This window comes from Streptomyces sp. CA-142005 (assembly GCF_050942335.1).
Lineage (GTDB): Bacteria > Actinomycetota > Actinomycetes > Streptomycetales > Streptomycetaceae > Streptomyces.
Genome location: NZ_CP192078.1, coordinates 8,076,711 through 8,095,939, shown reverse-complemented (window position 1 = coordinate 8,095,939; position 19,229 = coordinate 8,076,711). Strand labels below are relative to the sequence as shown.

General features: G+C 71.2%; 17 protein-coding genes. 14 read left to right on the top strand and 3 right to left on the bottom strand.

Annotation, left to right across the window (positions count from 1 at the left end; genetic code table 11):
• The first annotated feature begins 22 nt into the window (after positions 1–22).
• The 11 genes from ACQPXS_RS37710 (at position 23) to cofC (ending at position 12,127) form a co-directional block, all read left to right on the top strand.
• A complete protein-coding gene (locus ACQPXS_RS37710) occupies positions 23–1,471 on the top strand; it encodes an aldehyde dehydrogenase family protein (protein WP_433453934.1) in 1,449 nt (482 codons plus the stop codon).
• Positions 1,453–3,075 carry an AMP-binding protein gene (locus ACQPXS_RS37705; protein WP_433453933.1) on the top strand — a complete coding sequence of 541 codons (1,623 nt, stop codon included), beginning with the start codon at positions 1,453–1,455 and terminating at the stop codon, positions 3,073–3,075. Before ACQPXS_RS37710 ends, ACQPXS_RS37705 begins: the two co-directional genes overlap by 19 nt.
• Before the next feature lie 114 nt (positions 3,076–3,189).
• On the top strand, positions 3,190–3,660 hold the full coding sequence (locus ACQPXS_RS37700) for a VOC family protein (protein ID WP_351812294.1): 471 nt from the start codon (positions 3,190–3,192) through the stop codon (positions 3,658–3,660).
• Positions 3,661–3,687: 27 nt separating this feature from the next.
• A complete protein-coding gene (locus tag ACQPXS_RS37695) occupies positions 3,688–4,494 on the top strand; it encodes an IclR family transcriptional regulator (RefSeq protein WP_433453932.1) in 807 nt (268 codons plus the stop codon).
• Positions 4,495–4,584: 90 nt separating this feature from the next.
• The gene (npdG, locus tag ACQPXS_RS37690; RefSeq protein ID WP_433453931.1) at positions 4,585–5,253 is read left to right on the top strand and encodes an NADPH-dependent F420 reductase; all 669 of its coding nucleotides are present in this window, start codon (positions 4,585–4,587) and stop codon (positions 5,251–5,253) included.
• Entirely contained in the window at positions 5,250–5,573 is a 324-nt protein-coding gene (locus ACQPXS_RS37685; protein ID WP_433453930.1) for an NIPSNAP family protein, read from the top strand. The genes npdG and ACQPXS_RS37685 overlap by 4 nt, the downstream gene beginning before the upstream one ends.
• 126 nt (positions 5,574–5,699) lie before the next feature.
• Positions 5,700–6,764: an LLM class flavin-dependent oxidoreductase gene (locus tag ACQPXS_RS37680; protein ID WP_433453929.1), complete on the top strand. Its 1,065-nt coding sequence runs from the start codon at positions 5,700–5,702 to the stop codon at positions 6,762–6,764.
• Positions 6,761–7,414, top strand: coding sequence for an enoyl-CoA hydratase/isomerase family protein (locus ACQPXS_RS37675; RefSeq protein ID WP_433453928.1), 654 nt, complete (start codon positions 6,761–6,763; stop codon positions 7,412–7,414). Before ACQPXS_RS37680 ends, ACQPXS_RS37675 begins: the two co-directional genes overlap by 4 nt.
• Positions 7,415–7,491: 77 nt before the next feature.
• Entirely contained in the window at positions 7,492–8,646 is a 1,155-nt protein-coding gene (locus ACQPXS_RS37670) for an acyl-CoA dehydrogenase family protein (protein WP_433453927.1), read from the top strand.
• A 2-nt stretch (positions 8,647–8,648) separates the two neighbouring features.
• Positions 8,649–11,249: a bifunctional FO biosynthesis protein CofGH gene (locus tag ACQPXS_RS37665; RefSeq protein WP_433453926.1), complete on the top strand. Its 2,601-nt coding sequence runs from the start codon at positions 8,649–8,651 to the stop codon at positions 11,247–11,249.
• On the top strand, positions 11,246–12,127 hold the full coding sequence (cofC, locus tag ACQPXS_RS37660; protein ID WP_433453925.1) for a 2-phospho-L-lactate guanylyltransferase: 882 nt from the start codon (positions 11,246–11,248) through the stop codon (positions 12,125–12,127). The genes ACQPXS_RS37665 and cofC overlap by 4 nt, the downstream gene beginning before the upstream one ends.
• 73 nt (positions 12,128–12,200) lie before the next feature.
• Here the strand turns inward: cofC and ACQPXS_RS37655 are convergent, their stop codons facing one another.
• The 3 genes from ACQPXS_RS37655 to ACQPXS_RS37645 all read right to left on the bottom strand — a co-directional run bounded on the left by ACQPXS_RS37655 (position 12,201) and on the right by ACQPXS_RS37645 (position 14,987).
• Complete coding sequence (locus ACQPXS_RS37655) at positions 12,201–12,659, bottom strand: MaoC family dehydratase (RefSeq protein WP_351812268.1); 459 nt, start codon at positions 12,657–12,659, stop codon at positions 12,201–12,203.
• An 84-nt stretch (positions 12,660–12,743) separates the two neighbouring features.
• Positions 12,744–13,967 carry an acetyl-CoA C-acetyltransferase gene (locus ACQPXS_RS37650; RefSeq protein WP_433453924.1) on the bottom strand — a complete coding sequence of 408 codons (1,224 nt, stop codon included), beginning with the start codon at positions 13,965–13,967 and terminating at the stop codon, positions 12,744–12,746.
• Positions 13,968–14,084: 117 nt separating this feature from the next.
• A complete protein-coding gene (locus ACQPXS_RS37645) occupies positions 14,085–14,987 on the bottom strand; it encodes a LysR family transcriptional regulator (RefSeq protein WP_433456145.1) in 903 nt (300 codons plus the stop codon).
• A gap of 476 nt (positions 14,988–15,463) precedes the next feature.
• Between ACQPXS_RS37645 and ACQPXS_RS37640 the strand changes: the two genes are divergently transcribed.
• From ACQPXS_RS37640 to ACQPXS_RS37630, 3 genes are all read left to right on the top strand, one after another.
• Positions 15,464–17,005 carry a 3-hydroxyacyl-CoA dehydrogenase gene (locus tag ACQPXS_RS37640; RefSeq protein ID WP_433453923.1) on the top strand — a complete coding sequence of 514 codons (1,542 nt, stop codon included), beginning with the start codon at positions 15,464–15,466 and terminating at the stop codon, positions 17,003–17,005.
• 206 nt (positions 17,006–17,211) lie between these two features.
• On the top strand, positions 17,212–17,997 hold the full coding sequence (locus ACQPXS_RS37635) for an electron transfer flavoprotein subunit beta/FixA family protein (protein ID WP_433453922.1): 786 nt from the start codon (positions 17,212–17,214) through the stop codon (positions 17,995–17,997).
• Positions 17,998–18,054: 57 nt separating this feature from the next.
• Positions 18,055–19,017: an electron transfer flavoprotein subunit alpha/FixB family protein gene (locus ACQPXS_RS37630; protein WP_433453921.1), complete on the top strand. Its 963-nt coding sequence runs from the start codon at positions 18,055–18,057 to the stop codon at positions 19,015–19,017.
• Positions 19,018–19,229: the final 212 nt, after the last annotated feature.

Sequence of the window (19,229 nt, the reverse complement as noted above, 5' to 3'; positions counted from 1 at the left end):
CCCGAACGAAGGAGACCCGATCATGCGTGCACTCACCTCCAGTGTTCCGCTGGTACTCGGTGACCAGCTCACAGACGCCTCGAACGGAGCCACGTTCGAGACCGTCAACCCCGCCGACGGCAGCATCATCGCGAAGGTCGCCGAGGCGACCGTGGACGACGTCGCCCGCGCCGTCGAGGCCGCGCGAGCGGGCGCCAAGGCGTGGCAGCGGATGCGGCCCTCGCAGCGCACCCGTCTGATGCTGCGCTACGCGGCGCTCATTGAAGCGAACAAGGAGCGGCTCGCCGAGCTGCAGACCCGCGACATGGGCAAGCCGATCCGCGAGTCCGCGACGATCGACCTGCCGGTCATGGTCGAGACCGTGGAGTACTTCGCCGGCCTCGTGACCAAGATCGAGGGGCGGACGACCCCGGCCCCCGGCCGCTTCCTGAACTACACGGTGCGCGAGCCGATCGGTGTGGTCGGTGCGATCACCCCGTGGAACTTCCCCGCCGTGCAGTCGATCTGGAAGATCGCGCCGGCCCTGGCGATGGGCAACTCCATCGTCCTGAAGCCGGCGCAGCTGGCACCCCTCGTGCCGGTGGCGCTGGGTGAGCTGGCCCTGGAGGCCGGCATCCCCGCCGGTGTCGTGAACGTCCTGCCGGGCCGCGGCTCGGTGGCGGGAAACGCGCTGGTCCAGCACCCGCACGTCGGCAAGGTCACCTTCACCGGTTCGACCGAGATCGGCCAGGAGATCGGCCGGATGGCGGCGGACCGGCTGATCACCACCTCCCTGGAGCTGGGCGGCAAGTCGGCGCTGGTCGCCTTCGCGGACGCCTCCCCGAAGGCGGTCGCCGACGTGGTCTTCACGGCCATGTACGGCAACCAGGGCGAGACCTGCACCGCGCCCAGCCGGCTCCTGGTCGAGCGCCCGATCTACGACGAGGTCGTGGAGCTGGTCAAGGCACGGGTCGACGCGGCCCGGGTCGGCGACCCGCTCGACCCCGAGACGGAGATCGGCCCGCTGGTCAACGCGGCGCAGCGCGACTCGGTTCACTCCTACGTGGTGTCGGGCGCCGAGGAGGGTGCCCGTCTGCTGGCGGGCAGCACCGAGGCTCCGGCAGAGGGTCCGGGCTTCTTCTACCGGCCGGCGCTGTTCGCGGACGTGGCCCCGGACATGCGGATCGCTCGCGAGGAGATCTTCGGCCCCGTCCTCGGTGTGCTGCCGTTCGAGGGCGAGGAGCAGGCGATCGAGCTGGCGAACGACACGATCTACGGCCTCGCGGCCGGTGTGTTCACCCGCGATGTCGGCCGGGCTCTGCGCTTCGCGGGGACGCTGGACGCGGGGAACGTGTGGATCAACAGCTGGGGCGTGCTCAACCCGGCCTCGCCGTACCGCGGGTTCCGCCACAGCGGCTACGGCAGTGACCTCGGTCGCAGCGCGATCGAGAGCTTCACGAAGGAGAAGAGCGTATGGGCACGTCTGGACTAGCGCCGCAGGGCGCCGACGTCCCGGTCGTCGCCCGCCTGCGGGAACTGCGGGGCCTCGCGCGGTGGTCACCCGCTCCGGACTACTCGATCGCCCAGGATGCGCTCTTCGCGCAGGATCCGGACGCGGTGGCCGTTCTCACGGCCGGACCGCAGGAAGTCGGCGAGATCACGTTCGGTGAGGTCCAGGAGGCCGCGCTGCGGATCGGCGACGTACTGCGGGCGCAGGGCGTCGCCCCGGGCGACCGGGTCGCGCTCTACCTCGACCCCTCGCCGGCCGCGGCGGAGGCCGTCTTCGGAGTGCTGGCCGCCGGGGCGGTGCTCCTTCCGATCCCGCGGCTCATGGCCGGCGGCTCGGTAGCCCACCGCCTGAGCGACTCGGGGGCGAAGGTGCTCGTCACCGACGGGCTGGGCCTTGAGCGGCTGCGGTCGACGGGCTGCGACGTCGAGGGCCGGGTCGTGCTGACGGTCGACGGTACCGAGGGGAAGGGGATCGCCGGCCGGAAGGTCGACGACCACTCCGACGCACCCTGGCCGGCCGGTCCGACGCACCCCGCCCTGCTGATGTACACCTCGGGCACCAGCGGTCCGCCCAAGGGCATCCTGCACGGCCACCAGGTGCTGCTCGGCCACGGCGGAGTGGACTACGCCTTCGAGTTGTTCCAGCCCAGGGACGTCTACTACGGGACGGCCGACTGGGGGTGGATCGGCGGCCTCATGCTGGGGCTCCTCGTCCCGTGGTCGTTCGGCGTCCCGGTCGTCGCGCAGCGGCAGACGCATTTCGATGCGAACGCCACGCTGGACCTGTTCGCGCGGTGCGGCGTCACGACCGCCTTCCTGCCGCCTTCCGTCCTGCGCCTGTTGCAGGCGAACGGCCGGGCGCCCGAGCGCAGGCTGCGTGCCGTCGTCACCGGCGGCGAGCCGGCGGGGCGCTCGGAGATGGCGTGGTCCCGGCTGCACCTGTCGCAGGCCGTGAACAAGGCGTACGGCCAGACCGAGGCGAACGGTCTCATCGGTGACTCGGCGGCGCTGGGCTCCGTCGACGACGACACGATGGGTGCCCCGTATCCGGGTCACACCATCGCGCTGCTCGGCGAGGACGGCCGGGAGGTCGCCCACGGTGAGGTCGGCGAGATCGCCCTGCGGCTTCCCGACCCGGTCGCGCTCCTGGGGATCTGGGATGCGAGGACCGAGGGCCCGGTGCCCCCGGTCGGCGACTGGCACCGGACGAACGACCTGGCCAGGCGTGCTCATGGACAGCGCCTGGAGTACCTGGGCCGCGCGGACGACGTCATCAAGAGCCGCGGCTACCGGATCGGCCCCTCGGAGATCGAGGACGCCCTGGTGAACCACCCGCTGGTGGCCGAGGCCGCCGCGGTCGGCATCCCGGACGACAGGATCGGTCAGCGGGTGAAGGTCTTCCTGCGGTTCACCGACGGTGAGGCCGGCGGTGAGGTCGGTGAGGCGCTCCGCTCGGAGCTGTGCGACCTGGTGGCCGCCACGGTCGGGCCGCACGCCAAACCCCGTGAGTTCGAAGTGGTCTCGTCCCTGCCGAGGACGGAGACCGGGAAGCTCCTGCGGCGCGAACTCGCTCCGGCCCGGCACTGACCGGCTCCCTTCCGCGGCGCTGCCGCCCGAGACGGCGGCCCGGCGGCGCGCGTGCCCGCATGGCACCTGCAGACACACATCACGTACAGACACACATCACGAGAGGGACCACCTATGCGTAGATTCTGGCATGTCGGTCTCAACGTCACCGACATGGATCGCACCATCGAGTTCTACCGACTCGTGGGCTTCGAGGTCGTGCAGGACAAGGAGGTCGACGACGCCAACCTCGCGCGGGCGTTCATGATCGACCAGGGCAGCAAGCTGCGCTTCGCGCACATGCGCCTGAACAACGCGCCCGATGAGGCGATGCTCGACATCATCGAGTGGCGCGACGTGCCGGCGACCCGCGAGCGGTCCGTCGCCGACACCGTCAATCCCGGCCTGTGCCGCTTCTCGATCCTCACGGACGACATCCAGGGCGAGTACGACCGCCTGAGCGTCGCGGGCGTCAAGTTCCTGCACACCCCTCAGACCGTCATGGCTCCCGACGGGGTGAACGGGTGGAAGATCCTCTTCGCGGCGGACCCCGACGGTACGCTGTTCCACTTTGTCGAGTTGGTAGGGGACTCAGCCAAGCACTGAGACTTCCCTGACCGGAAAGTAGGAGACGTGGCGAAGGGACCTTCCGAATCCAGCGACGTGGTCGTCGACGACGATGCCGACCAGGGAGCCGGGGTTCTCGTGCCGGCGGTGTCGCGCACGGTACGGGTACTCGACCACCTGGTCCGGCACGCCGACGGGGCGACGGTCACCGAACTCGCCAAATCGTGCGGGCTGGCCAAGAGCACGGCGTCGAACCTGATCCGGACGATGGTCAGTGAAGGTCTCATCGAGTACAGCTCCGACACCCGGCGCTACAACCTGGGACCGCTGCTCGTGGAGTACGGCGTGGCGGCGGTCACCAGGACCACCCCGGTCGCCGAGGCACGGCCGTTCATGGAGCGTCTGGCCGAGCGGACCGAGCTGGCGTGTCTCGCGATCTCGCCGATGCCCGACGGGCACTTCACCGCGATCGCGAAGATCGAGAGCCGCAAGGACATCAAGATCACCATCGAGATCGGCTCCCGGTTCGACCGGGACGCGCCGCTGCTCAGCCGGCTGATCGACGCGTGGCGTGACGGCGTGCCGGCCGCGGACGACGATTCGCGCCGCGAGGAAGTGCGCTCCCGCGGTTTCGGAGTCGTCTTCGGGGAGTATGCCCCCGAGCTGAACGTCATGGGTTTCCCCGTCTTCGACCGTGACGGGCAGCCCTGCCTCGTGATCAGCCTGCTCGGCATGGGAACGGATCTCACGCCGCAGGACATCGACGAGTTGGCCCCGTACCTGGTCACCGCCGCGCGTGCCATCACGGTGCGCAGCGGCGGCCGGGTACCGGCCGACTACCCGGAGGCCGGCCCGGAGCCATCCGCCGGCTGATCCCACCAGACTCACAGGCCCGGCGCCCGCACCGCCGGGACTGTGAACCCGCACCGCCGGTGGCGGACACCTTCTTGAGGAGCACGAACCATGGACAGCCGCACCATCGCCGTTGTGGGAGGTACCGGTCCACAGGGCAAGGGCCTGGCCCTGCACTTCGCCCGCGCCGGCCACAAGGTCGTCATCGGATCCCGCTCGGCCGGGCGCGCCGAGGAGGCCGCGGCCGAGATCCGCGCGCGGGTCGGCTCGGCCGTCGACGTCCTCGGCCTGGACAACAGGGGTGCCGTCGAGGCGGCCGAGGCCGTCCTGATCGTCGTGCCGTGGGACGGCCACGAGGAACTGATCGGGGCTCTCGCGCCGGTGCTGGCGGGGAAGCTGGTCATCAGCTGCGTCAACCCGCTCGGCTTCGACAAGCGCGGCGCGTACGGCCTGGACGTCGAGGACGGCAGCGCCGCCGAGCAGACGCAGAGGCTCGTGCCCGACGCCGTGGTCGTCGGCGCGTTCCACCACCTGTCCGCCGTCTCCCTGTGGGAGGCCGAGGGCCCCCTCGACCACGAGGACGTCCTGGTGGTCGGCGACGACAAGGACGCCAAGGAGAAGGTCGCCGCCCTCGCCGCGACGATCACCGGCCGCCCCGGCATCGACGGCGGTGCCCTGCGCCTGGCCCGTCAGCTGGAGCCGCTCACCGCCGTCCTCATCAACATCAACCGGCGCTACAAGACCCGTTCGGGCGTCTCGGTCTCCGGGATCCCGGCATGATCCTCGAACTGCGCGAGTACATCGCGCTGCCGGACCGGACCGAGGACCTGCACCGGCGCTTCGCCGACGAGACCCTGGACCTCTTCAGGGAATTCGGTCTGGACCTCAGGGGTTTCTGGCACGTCGTCGGCGACCGGCGGCGGATCTACTACCTGTGCGCGTTCGAGGACGTGAACGCAGCAGTCGTGTTCTGGGATGCCTTCAGGGCGGATCCGCGATGGATCGAGCTGAAGGAACGCAGCGAGGCCGATGGCCCGTTGATCGAGGAAATCGTGAGCACGTACCTCACTGAGCCCGACTACGTGGCAGCTCGTCGCTGATTCTCCGGCGAGGCCGGATGCGGTCGTGCATTCGGCCTCGTCATGACCGGCCGACAGATGTTCGAAATCTCGGCCGGAATGGATTCGCGCATCCTTCATTCAGCATCGTGGACACAGTTCACCATCGTGAATCGAGAGTCGATGATCAAGGGCATTCAGCTACACGCCTGGGCAGGTGGACCGAGCCTGGTCGAGGTCGCCGAGGTCGCCGCTCGGACCTTCGAGACGATCTGGGTCACCGACCAGATGCAGTCGCGAGGAGTGGGCGCCGTCCTGGGGGCGATCGCGGCCAGGACCGGTGCCGGTGTCGGCACTGCGGTGACGTTCCCGTTCGGGCGCAACCCCCTGGAACAGGCGTCCACGATGGCCACGTTGGCCGAGTTCATGCCGGCGGGCCGCCAGGTGAGCATGGGAATCGGCACCGGCGGTGGCCTGGTGAGCGCCCTGATGGAGCGGGGGCAGCCCGTCGGCCGCGTCGCCGAACTCATCAGGTTCTGCCGCGCGCTCTGGCGGGGTGAGAGCGTCCGCATGGGCGACTATCCCCTCACCTGCGCGGACCTGGGCCTGCGTGCGGACGGTCGCGCGTCCCTCGACTGGGTCGACGACCCCGCGGTCCGGGTGATCGTGGCCGGCACGGGTCCCAAGGTCCTTGAGATGACGGGCGAGTTGGCCGACGGCGTGATCTGCGCGAGCAACTTCCCGGCGCACAGCCTCGCGGCCTTCCGCAGCGGCCAGTTCGACGCGGTCAGCAACCTGGACCGCCTCGACGCCGGCCGGGAGCGCAGCGACCGCCCGGAGTTCACCCGCATATACGGAGTGAACGTGTCCGTCTCGGCGGACCGCGACCGCGCCAACGCCGCCGCCCGCCGGCAGGCCGCCCTGATCGTCTCCCAACAGCCGCACGAGAGCCTGCAGCAGGTCGGCTTCGAACAGTCCGACTATGCGGCGACCCGCGAGGCCGTCCACGCGGGCAAGGGCATCGCCGCGGCGGCCGAACTCCTGCCCCAGTACGTGGCCGACCAGCTCGTCATCTCGGGAACGCCCGGCGACTGCATCGCGTTGCTCACCGAACTCCTCGACTACGCCCGCGGGGCCGGCTTCACCGAGGCATACGTCGGAGCCCCCGTCGGCCCGGACCCGGCGGAAGCCGTGGACCTGCTCACCACCGAAGTCCTTCCGGAGCTCCTATGAACGCCGTTGCGGGCCAGACACCGCTGTGCCTGTCGGAGATCGAGAGCGGCGTCGCGACGGTGACGCTGAACCGCCCCGACGCGCGCAACGCCATGAACATTCCGCTGCTCCAGCAGCTGGTCGCGGCGCTCAAGGACGCCCGCGGACAGGGCGTGGACGTCCTGCTGCTGAAGGCGGAGGGCCCGGCCTTCTGCGCGGGTGCCGACGTGCGGTCGGACGACGGCACCGCGGTGGGCCGGCCAGGCCTGCGCCGGCAACTGATCGAGGAGGCGTGCGACCTCGTCGAAGCGTTCCCCGCCTCGGTCGCCGCCGTGCAGGGCCCGGCCGTCGGCGGCGGATGGGCCCTGGCCGTCGCTGCCGTGGTCACGCTGGCGACTCCGGGCGCGATGTTCCGCTTCCCGGAGCTCCGGCTGGGCTTCCTGCCCCCGGACCAGACGGTCCGCCGCCTGCGGGCCGCTGTCGGTCCCGCGGCGGCGTTCCGGCTGCTGGTGGCGGATGAACGTTTCACCGGAGACGACCTGGCCCGGCTCGGCCTGGTCGACGTAGTCGAGGCCGTGGACCTCGGCCACCGGGCCCGGGACCTCGCCGAGCAGTTCGCGGCCGCACCGTCCGATCTTGTCCGGACCCTTCGGACGGCTCTCACCACCTGACTTCCCCCGCGGCGACCGCACCGTTCGGACCACCCGATCCACCCGGCCGCCCGATCCCCTTCGGAAAGGCGACAACCATGAGCGCGAACCCCTTCCTCGAATCCGAGGACCAGGAGCAGTTGCGGGCCACGGCCCGTGCGGTGATCGCACGTCACGCTCCCCAGCGTGACGTGCGGATCTGGGACGAGGAGGGCTCCTACCCCGAGCACCTCTACCGCGAGATCGCCAAGCTGGGCTGGTACGACATCGTCGCGGACGACGAACCCCTCGAGGGCATGGCCGGCCTGCTGATCGCGCTGTGCGAGGAGGTCGGGCGGGCGAGTTCGGACCTGGTCGCGCTGCTGAACTTGAACATCAGCGGGATCCGCGACCTGATCCGCTGGGGCACCCTCGAACAGCAGGAGAAGTACGCCCAGCCCGTGCTGCGCGGCGACGGCAGGTTCTCCATCGCGGTCTCGGAGCCGGACGTCGGCTCGGACGCGGCGAGCGTGTCGACGTCGGCGGAACGCGTCGAGGGCGGCTGGCTGCTGAACGGGCAGAAGACCTACTGCGAGGGTGCGGGGATCCCGGGCACGGTGATGGAGCTGTTCGCGAAGACCGGCGACAGCGGCCGCAAGCGCGACGACCTCGCCGTCTTCCTGGTCCCCTCGGACCACCCGGGTGTGGAGATCCGCCGGATGCCGGCCCTGGGCCGCAACATCAGCGGGATCTACGAGGTGTTCCTCCACGACGTGCTGGTCCCCGACGAGGCCCTGCTGGGCGAGCCGGGCCAGGGCTGGCAGATCCTGAAGGAGCGGCTGGTCCTGGAGCGGATCATGATCAGCTCGGGGTTCCTGGGCAGTGTCGGACAGGTCCTGGACATGACGGTCGAGTACGCCAATGAGCGCGAGCAGTTCGGGAAGACGATCTCGTCGTACCAGGGTGTGACGCTGCCGCTCGCGGAGATGTTCGTCCGCAAGGACGCGGCCCGCTGCGCGGTGCAGCGGTCGGCGGCGTTCTTCGACGCGGGCCTGCCGTGCGAGACGGAGAGCACGATGGCCAAGTTCCTGTGCGGCCAGATCTACGCCGAGGCGTCGGCGCTGGCGGTGCAGCTGCAGGGCGCGTACGGCTACGTCCGCGACCACACGCTGCCGATGCACCACTCGGACGGGATCATCGCCCGGGTCGTGGCCGGACCGCCGTCGGTGCAGCTGAACTTCATCGCGCGGTCCATGGGCCTGCGCGCCCACTGACCATGCATGAGCGTCCACGTGAGGAGACCGCGGTGACTTCCACACCCGTACGCCGTGCCCTGGCCAGGGCCAGGGCGGGCAAGAACATCGACCGCCGGGAGGCGGCGGCCCTGCTCGGGGCGCGCGGCGACGACCTGGCCTCGCTGTGCGAGGTCGCCGGGTCCGTGCGCTCGGCGGGTCTCCTCGACGCGGGGCGGCCCGGCATCGTCACCTACAGCAGGAAGGTGTTCGTACCGCTGACCCGGCTGTGCCGGGACCGGTGCCACTACTGCACGTTCGCGACCGCCCCGGGCCGGGTCGAGGAGGCCTACCTCACGCCCGGGCAGGTCCTCGACATCGCCCGGGAGGGAGCCCGACTGGGCTGCAAGGAGGCCCTGTTCACGCTCGGGGACCGTCCGGAGGCCCGGTGGAAGGCCGCCCGGGAGTGGCTGGACGTACACGGCTACGAGGACACCCTGGCGTATGTGCGGGCGATGGCGATCCTGGTGCTGGAGGAGACCGGCCTGATCCCGCATCTGAACCCCGGGGTGATGAGCTGGACGGAACTGCAGCGCCTGAAGCCCGTCGCAGGGTCGATGGGCCTGATGCTGGAGTCGACGGCACGGTCGCTCTGGGCGGAGCCGGGGGGCTGCCACTACGGGTCCCCGGACAAGGACCCCGCGGTGCGGCTGCGGACCATCGAGGACGCCTCCCGTAGCAGTATCCCCTTCACGACGGGGATCCTGATCGGTATCGGCGAGAGCGCCGAGGACCGGGTCGAGTCGATCCTGGAGATCCGCCGCATCGCCCGGCAGTACGGGGCGGTCCAGGAAGTGATCGTGCAGAACTTCCGGGCCAAGCCGGACACGGCCATGAAGTCGGTGCCGGACGCGGATCTGGAGGAGTACCTCGCGGCGATCGCGGTCGCGAGGATCCTGCTGGGGCCGAAGATGCGGATCCAGGCCCCGCCGAACCTGTCCGACCCGCACGAGCTGCGGCTCCTGCTCGCGGCCGGTGTCGACGACTGGGGCGGCGTGTCACCCCTGACACCCGACCACGTCAACCCGGAACGGCCCTGGCCGCAGCTGGAGCGCCTCGCGGAACTCACTGCCGGAGCCGGATTCGAACTGCGCGAACGCCTCGCGGCGCAGCCGGAGTACATCCGTGCGGGCAGCCCGTGGGCGGACGCCCGCGTCCAGCCGCACCTGAGGGCACTCGCCGACCCGGACACCGGCCTCGCCGCCGACGTGCTGCCGGTGGGCAGGCCGTGGCAGGAAGCCGCCGAGGCCGTCTCGTCCGGGCGTACCGACCTGCACACCGCGATCGACCGGGAAGGCCGCCTCACCACCGCGCGCGGTGACTTCGACCACGCGTTCGGCGACTGGCAGGTCCTTGCCGACCAGGTCAGCAGCCTCCCCACCGGGGCCGGCAGGAGTGCGCCGGAGCGCCTCGACAGCGACGTCGCCGAGGCCCTGCGGGCGGCCGAGCGAGACCCTGCGGGCATCACGGACGCGCAGGCGCTGGCGCTGGCCCATGCGGACGGTCCGGAGCTCGACGCGATGTGCCGGCTCGCGGACCAGGTCCGCCGGTCCGCAGTCGGTGACACCGTCACCTACGTGGTCAACCGGAACGTCAACTTCAGTAACGTCTGCTACGTCGGCTGCCGGTTCTGCGCGTTCGCGCAGCGGGAGACCGACGCGGACGCCTACCGGCTGTCCCTGGGCGAGGTCGGCGACCGGGCCGAACAGGCCTGGGCCGTGGGCGCGACGGAGGTGTGCATGCAGGGCGGTATCGACCCGGCCCTGCCCAGCAGCGTCCACCACGACCTCGCCCGCGCGGTCAAGGAACGCTGCCCCGACATGCACCTGCACGCGTTCTCCCCGATGGAGATCATCAGCGGCGCGTCCCGGATGGGGATCTCCGTGTCCGAGTGGCTGGCCGGGGCGCGCGAGGCGGGGCTGGACTCCGTGCCGGGCACCGCGGCGGAGATCCTCGACGACGAGATCCGCTGGATCCTGACCAAGGGCAAGCTCCCCGCCGCGGAGTGGATCCGGGTGGTGAAGACCGCGCACGGACTGGGGATCCCCACGACCGCGACCATGATGTACGGACACGTCGACGAGCCCCGGCACTGGGTCGGGCACCTGCGGACCCTGGTCGACATCCAGCGGGAGACGGGCGGGTTCACCGAGTTCGTACCGCTGCCCTTCGTGCACCACTCCTCCCCGATCTACCTCGCCGGGATCGCCCGGCCGGGCCCGACCCACCGGGACAACCGGGCCGTCCACGCCCTCGCGCGCCTGCTGATGCACGGGTACATCGACAACATCGAGTGCTCGTGGGTCAAGCTGTCGCCCGAGCAGTGCGAACAGATGCTGCGCGGGGGTGCCAACGACCTGGGCGGGACGCTGATGGAGGAGACCATCAGCCGGATGGCGGGCTCGACGAACGGGTCGATGAAGACCATCGCGGACATCGAGGCCCTCGCCGCGGCGGCCGGCCGGCCGGCCCGGCAGCGCTCGACGACCTACGGCCAGGTCAGCGCGGAACGCGCGGAAGCGGCCCGCCGGTTCGACACGGAAGTCCACCGGGTCGTACCCCTGAGCGTCGGATTCGTACGATGACCACCGGCCGGCACGACCACGGCCACGCGGACGGGGGTGCGGACGGCCGGGCCCACCACCCGGCCGGCATGGGCGGACACCGCGACAACCGTGCGCGCTCCGAAGTGCGTTGGGCCGTTGTCATCCCGCAGAAGGACCTCCGCCTGGCGAAGAGCCGCCTCGCACTCGACTCCCGTGACCGGCAGCGGGTCGCGAGTGCCCTGTTCCGCGACACCGTGGCCGCCGCGCGGCACACGCCCGGCGTGTCCACGGTGATCGTCGTGGTCGACCGGATCCAGGACCTCGAACCCGTCGCCGGCCTCGGTGTCGGACACGTCCTCGGGACCGGCCCGGGTCTCAACGGGGCCCTGCGCCAAGGCGAACTGACCGCCCGCGCCGGCGATCCCGGGTGCGGTGTCGCCGCGCTCCCCGCCGACCTGCCGCTGATCGAACCCGCGGTCCTCGCCCGGGCCCTGGCCGAGGCCGGGGCCCATGACCGGGCGTTCCTCCCCGACGCGGACGACGAGGGCACCACGCTCCTCACCGCGCGTCCCGGACACGCGCTCGGTCCGGTCTACGGAAACGGCTCCCGCCGGGCCCACCGCCGCTCCGGCGCCGTCGAACTGACCGAACCCGGCCTCGCCACGCTGCGCTACGACCTCGACTGCCTCGCCCACCTCGCCCTCGTGCCACCCCTGGCACGACACACCCACCTCTCGGACGTACTCGCCCATCTGAGGCCCGTGTCGTCGCTCGTGGATGCTTCGTACCTCCCCGACGTCTTCGGCCGTCCCGCGCCGCCGCGGGACCGTGACGGCGCGGGTGACGGACAGGTGGCCGGGTTCGCGGCCGGGGGCGCAGTTCTGCCGGGCGTCGCACGTCACCCGCCGGAGGCATAGGAACGACCTTGGCGGCCAGAGGAATCGAGGGTGCCTGGCCGCCAAGGTCGTTGTTTTCCGGGGAGGGCTCTCTTTACGGGTAGTAGTGCGTGAGGGACTCCGCGACGCAGGCGGGCTTGTCGGATCCTTCGAGTTCGAAGGTGAAGGCGCGGTGCACCTGTATCCCGCCCCGGCTCACCTCGCGTACTTCGGTGATCTCCGCGTGCAGGCGGATCCTGCTGCCGACCGGCACGGGCGCGGGGAAACGCACCTTGTTCACACCGTAGTTGAGGGCCATGCCCACGCCGGTGACCTGGAGGAGCTCCGCCACCATGGGGATGCCCCAGCTGAGCACCATGTAGCCGTGCGCGATCGTGCGCCCGAACGGGCCTTCGGCCGCGCGCTCGACGTCGGTGTGGATCCACTGGCCGTCGCCGGAGACCGCCGCGAAGGTGTCGATGAGCGCCTGGGTGACTTCCCTCCACTCGGAGTGTCCGAGGTCGCGGCCGGCCAGCTTCGCGATCTCCGGTATGCCGTTGACGGTCAGTGTCACGATGGACTCCGGTTTCCTTGGCTCAGTGCCTCGTTGGATGACGGCCGGCCATTGGCCGACCGGTGCCTCCGGTCCGGTGGGGCGTCAGCCGGTGATGTGTTCGAACACCGCGGCCAGGCCCTGGCCTCCGCCGATGCACATCGTCTCCAGGCCGTAGCGGGTCCCCCTGCGGTGCATCTCGCGCACCAGGGTGGCCAGGATCCGGGCGCCGGTCGCCCCGACGGGGTGGCCGAGCGAGATGCCGGAGCCGTTGACGTTGATCCGTTCGTGGTCGGCGTCGGTCAGACCCAGCACCCGTGTGCAGGCCAGTACCTGGGCGGCGAAGGCCTCGTTGAGCTCGATCAGGCCCATGTCGGTGAGCGAGAGACCGGCCCTCTCCAGGGCCTTGCGGGTGGCCGGCACCGGGCCTAGCCCCATGGTCTCGGCAGGCACCCCGGCGCGGGCGAAGGACACCAGTCGCACCAGCGGGGTCAGGCCCAGCCGCTCGGCCGTGGTGCGGGTGGTCACCAGGCACGCGGCCGCCGCGTCGTTCTGACCGCTGGCGTTGCCCGCGGTGACGGTCGCCTCCGGGTCGGACCTGCCCATGATCGGCCGGAGCGCGGCCAGTTGCTCCGCCGTCGTGCCGGGGCGGGGATGCTCGTCCTCGGTCACGGTGACCTCGCCCTTCCGGGTGCGCACCGCGACGGGGACGATCTCGTCCTTGAACAGCCCGGCCGCCATGGCGGCCGCGGTGCGCTGCTGGGAGCGCACCGCGAGGGCGTCCTGGTCCTCGCGGGAGATGGAGTACGCGCGGCGGAGGTTCTCCGCGGTCTCGATCATGCCGCCGGGGACGGGGTGGTTGACACCGCCGGCGGTGGCCCGGCCGCGCGCCAGCGAGTCGTGGAGTTCGAGGCTCGGCGTCTTGATGCCCCACCGGCCGTCGTGGGTGTAGAAGGGGGCCGCGCTCATGACGTCCACCCCGCCCGCGACGACGACATCGCTGAAGCCGCTGCGGATCTGCATGGCGGCGTCGAGGACGGCCTGGAGGCCCGATCCGCAACGGCGGTCGACCTGGATGCCGGTGACCGAGTCGGGCAGCCCCGCGTCGAGGGCGGCGACCCGCCCGATCGCGGGGGCGTCGGAAGTCGGGTAGGCGTGTCCGAGGATCACCTCGTCGATCCGCTCGGGGTCGATCCCGGTGCGGCCGACGATCTCGGCGATGACGAGCGCCGCGAGACCGGCCGCCCGCTGGCCCGCGAGCGCGCCGCCGAAGCGGCCGATCGGCGTTCGCAGCGGCTCGCAGATGACGACATCGGCTTGTTCGGACATGCGACTGCCTTTCCCTGGTGGGGGAAGTTCTACGGCGGAACCGTTCCCGCCGAGCCTCGCACTCCGACACCAAGAAGAGCCAATACCTGATTCACGTCAGACTCGGACGGAAATCGTCTAGGTGCTCAGGGTGGGGGTCGGCAGGGCCTCCTCGGCCACGGCGAGGACGGAGTGCAGCGCGGCCGACGGATTGTCCGTACGCCAGGCCAGCGCCGCCTGGAGCCGGATGGGAGGCCCGGCCAGCGGGCGGTACACCAGGCCGGTCTGCTGGACGTGCAGGCAGGACGTCAGCGTCAGCGTCACCCCGACCCCGGCGGCCACCAGCGCCAGGATGGTGTGGGAGTCCGGAGCCTCCTGGACCACCCGCGGCCTGAACCCGGCCGTGTCGCACACCTGGAACGTCGCGTCGCGCAGGCTGGACCCGGCGTTGGCGGGGAAACTCACGAAGGGCTCCTCAGCCAGGGCGGCGACCGGGATACGGTCGCGCTGGGCCAGAGGATGGTAGGACGGCAGCGCGCAGATCATCTCCTCCTCTGCGATGACCCGCAGTGTCACGCCCGGCGGAGTGGCCGAAAGCCGTACGAAACCGAGGTCCAGCGAGCCATCCGCGACGCCCGCAAGGGCCGCATTGGCGTAGGTCTGCCCCTTCAGGACCAGCTCGATGCCGGGGTGAACGGCCCTGACGGCCCGCGTCAGCCGGGGCAGGCTCTCGTGGCTGGAGGCGCCGGCGAAGCCCACGGTCACCTGCCCGTACTGGCCCAGCCCGGCGGCCCTGGCGGCCCGTGTGGCCAGGTCGAGGTCCTTGAGCACGGTACGCACCGGCTCCAGGTAGGACTGGCCGGCGCTGGTGAGCTTGACCGAGCGGGTGTTGCGCTCGAAGAGCTGGACCCCCAGCTCCTTCTCCAACTGCCGGATCTGCTGGCTCAGCGGTGGCTGGGCCATCTGGAGCCGCTTGGCGGCACGGCCGAAGTGCAGCTCTTCGGCGACGGCTACGAAGGCGACCAGGCGGCGCAGTTCCATGGTGGTTCCCACTGTTCCGACTCCGGGACGAATCCCGGTCATTCATCGAATGAACGTCTCAAAGCGTGTGCCATTTAGTATTGGACACTAATGGATTACGGCTGGCACCGTAAGACCGTCCGCCCCACCGCTCCGCGCAGGCCCGGCCTGGCGACATGTGACGAGCGTTCTGGCGTGGCACACCGGCGGACACGTCCGTCCGCCTCGGACGGCGGCCGTTCGCGCGGACTTGCGTCTCCCAGACCGGAGCGGTCAGGCCGACGGCGGTCCGGAGGGGTGCGTCGGCGGTGGGTGATCACCGCGCCCGGGCCACGATGCGTCGGATGTCACCGCGGCCCGGGCGCGGGAGGCAGGGAGGGCGGGCGTTTCCACCGGCGGCTGCGGACCGCAACGGCCGGGTCAGCAGGACGGATCCGGCTCCCGCACCACTGGAGCGGGCGCGGAAGTCCGAGAACCGAGAGGGAGGCGAGATCCACATGCGAATCAGGATTGTCGGCGCCGGTGCCATGGGCCGCGGTATCGCCCAGTGGGCGGCGGTCGCCGGCCACACCGTCGAACTCGCCGATGTGCGGCAGGAGGCCGTGGGCGAGGCCATCGGGTTCGTCCGGCGCATGCTCGAGCGCGCCGCGCGGAAGCAGCGGATGACCGATGAGGCCGCCGGAGCCGCTGCGGCGCGGCTGCTCCCGGTGGACTCGCCGGCCGCGCCGGGCGACGGCGTGGAGCTCGTCATCGAGGCGGTCCGCGAGGACCTGGCCACCAAGACGGAGCTGTTCCGGCAGCTGGAGGACGTCCTGCCCGCGGGTGCGATCTTCGCTACCAACACGTCCTCGCTGCCCGTGACGCAGATCGCGTCGGGACTCCTCGATCCGTCCCGCCTCTGCGGCCTGCACTTCTTCAATCCCGTGCCGCTGATGAAGATCGTCGAGGTCATTCCGGGCGCGCTGACCCGCCCCGAGATCCCCCAGACCCTCGTCGAACTGGTCCGGGGTACCGGACACGCCGCGGTAGTCGCGTCGGACACCCCCGGCTTCCTGATCAACCACGTCGGCCGCGGCCTGATCACCGAGGCGTTCGCGCTGCTGGAGGAGTCCGTCTGCGACACGACGGGCATCGACCGCATCGTCCGCGACGTCCTCGGACTGCGCATGGGGCCCTTCGAGCTGATGGACCTGACCGGCCTGGACGTGACCGCCGCGGTGACCGACTCCATCTGGCAGGGCTTCCGGCACTCCGACCGGCTGCGCCCCTCCTACCTCGCTGCCAACCGGGTAGCGGCGGGCCTGCACGGCCGCAAGACCGGGCGCGGCTTCTACGCGTACGGGACCGGCATCCCGGCCCCCGCCGACCTGCCGGAACAACCGGTCACCGGCGATGCCGACAGGCCGGTGTGGGTCGCCGGCGAGAGCCGGGACAGCGACACAGTGCGCACGGTGCTCAGCGAGTCGGGGGCGGCTCTCGAAAAGGCATCCGCGCCCTCGGCGCAGGCTCTCGTGCTGTCCCCGGTCTGGGGAACGACCGTCGCCTCCGCGATCGCCGAGGACGGTCTGCCGACCGAGCGCACGCTGGGCGTCGACCCGCTGTCCCTCACCGCCCGTCGCCGGGTGCTGGCCATGACCCCGGCGTCCGACGAGACCGCGGTGCGCGACGCGCGCGCGGTGCTGGCGCGGGCCGCCGGCGGTGCCGCGGCCGTCCCGGTGTCCGTCGTGCGCGACACGGCGGGCTCGGTCGCCCAGCGGGTGCTGGCGTCGATCGTCTCGGTGGCGGCCTCCGTCGCGGAGCGCTCCATCGCCTCCCCCGGCGACATCGACATCGCGGTCACGGCTGGACTCGGCTATCCCGTCGGCCCGTTGGCCTGGGGCGACCGCATTGGGGCCCAGCGCCTGCTCGCCCTCCAGCAAGAGCTCCACCGCAGCACCGGTGACCCGCGGTACCGGCCGACCCGCTGGGTCACCGAGCGCGCGCATCTCGGCCTGCCGCTCACCGAACCGGGCGCCGTCCCGCCGATCACCGGCGCCTGAGGCAAGCGCCCCCCGCACCGCACTCGGCAACGGATCGCTGTGGCCGGCGCGGCCGAGCCTCCTCCGACGGGCCCGGCCACCGAACCCCGAACGCCGAAAGCCACCCACGGCCAGAGCCCTGCCGGACCGGACGGCGGAGTACGGCCCGCGCCCCAGGCACGACGAACGAATCGCACGACAACGCACAAGCAGAAGGAAGAACAGTCATGCCCCTGAGGATCGCCGTGTGTGTGAAGTACGTGCCCGACGCGACCGGCGACCGGCACTTCGCCGACGACTCGACGGTCGAGCGTGAAGACGTCGACGGTCTTCTCTCGGAGCTCGACGAGTACGCGGTCGAGCAGGCCCTCCAGATCGCCGACGAGTCGGACGACGCGGAGATCACCGTACTGACGGTGGGGCCCGAGGACGCCAAGGAGGCGCTGCGCAAGGCGCTTTCCATGGGCGCCGACCGCGCCGTCCACGTCGAGGACGACGACCTGCACGGCACGGACGCGCTGGGCACCTCGCTCGTGCTCGCCAAGGCCCTCGAACACATCGGCTACGACCTCGTCGTCTGCGGCATGGCCTCCACCGACGGCGCCATGGGGGTCCTGCCCGCACTGCTGGCGGAGCGCCTGGACGTCCCCCAGGCCACCCTGCTGTCCGAGGTCTCGGTGGCCGACGGTCAGGTCACGGGCCGCCGGGACAGCGACGCGGCGTCCGAGCGGCTTCAGGCGTCCCTGCCGGCGGTCGTGTCCGTGACCGACCAGTCCGGTGAGGCCCGCTACCCGTCGTTCAAGGGCATCATGGCGGCCAAGAAGAAGCCGGTGGAGTCCCTCGACCTGTCGGCTCTCGGCATCGACTCGGACGAGGTGGGCCTCAAGGGCGCCTGGACCGCGGTCGAGGCGGTGGCTGAGCGCCAGGCCCGAACCGCGGGCACGATCGTCAATGACGAGGGCGAGGGCGGCAAGCAGCTCGCGGAGTTCCTGGCGGCCCAGAAGTACATCTGAGCTCAGCCGACGCCCACCCGCCCACGTCCTTCTTCTTCCTTCGCAGGAGACACCTCCATGGCTGACATCCTCGTCTACGTCGACCACGTCGACGGAGCCGTGCGCAAACCCACCCTCGAACTGCTCACGCTGGCCCGCCGCTTGGGCGAGCCGGTCGCCGTGTATCTCGGCGGCGGCGCGCAGGCCGCCGCCGAGATCCTGGGCGACAACGGCGCGGTCAAGGTCCTCGCGCACGACGCCCCCGAGTACGCCGACTACCTGGTGGCCCCCAAGGTCGACGCGCTGCAGGCCGCCTGCGCCGCCGTGTCCCCGGCCGCGGTCCTCCTGCCCTCCTCGGCCGAGTCCAAGGAGATCGCCGCCCGCCTGGCGCTGCGCGTCGGCGCCGGCCTGGTCACCGACGCCGTAGACGTCGAGGCCGGCCCCGAGGGCCCGGTCACCACGCAGTCGGCGTTCGCCGCCGCCTTCACCACCCGCTCGCGCGTGACCCGGGACATCGCGGTCATCACCGTCAAGCCCAACTCGGCCCCGGTGGAGGCCGCCCCGGCCGCCGGCACGATCGAGGAGCTGGCGGTGGTTTTCTCGGACCAGGCGACCGGCACCAGGATCACCTCGCGGACCCGGCGCGAATCGACGGGACGCCCGGAGCTGACGGAGGCGGAAACCGTCGTCGCCGGCGGCCGCGGTGTCAACGGAGCGGAGAACTTCCGGATCATCGAGGCCCTGGCCGACTCGCTCGGCGCGGCGGTGGGTGCGTCCCGCGCGGCCGTCGACTCCGGCTGGTACCCGCACGCGCACCAGATCGGCCAGACGGGCAAGAGCGTGTCACCGCAGCTGTACGTCGCGGCGGGTATCTCGGGCGCGATCCAGCACCGGGCCGGCATGCAGACCTCGAAGACGATCGTGGCGATCAACAAGGACGCCGAGGCACCGATCTTCGACCTGGCCGACTACGGCGTGGTCGGCGACCTGTTCGAGGTCGTGCCCCGTCTCACGGAGGAGATCCGGGCCCGCAAGGCCTGATCGCGTCGAAACCCGCGCACCGCGAGTGTGTGGACGACACCGAGGGGGAGCCTTTCCCGTTCGCCGCATTCCCCTGAACCCCCGAAGGCACTGACAGCGACACCGCACATCGATGTCAGTGCCTTCGGGCTGCCCGGAAGCGCACAGGACGCTCGGAGTGGAGAAGTCGTCGAAGCCGGTGAACATCGCCGCGTTGCCGCACTCACCCCGAG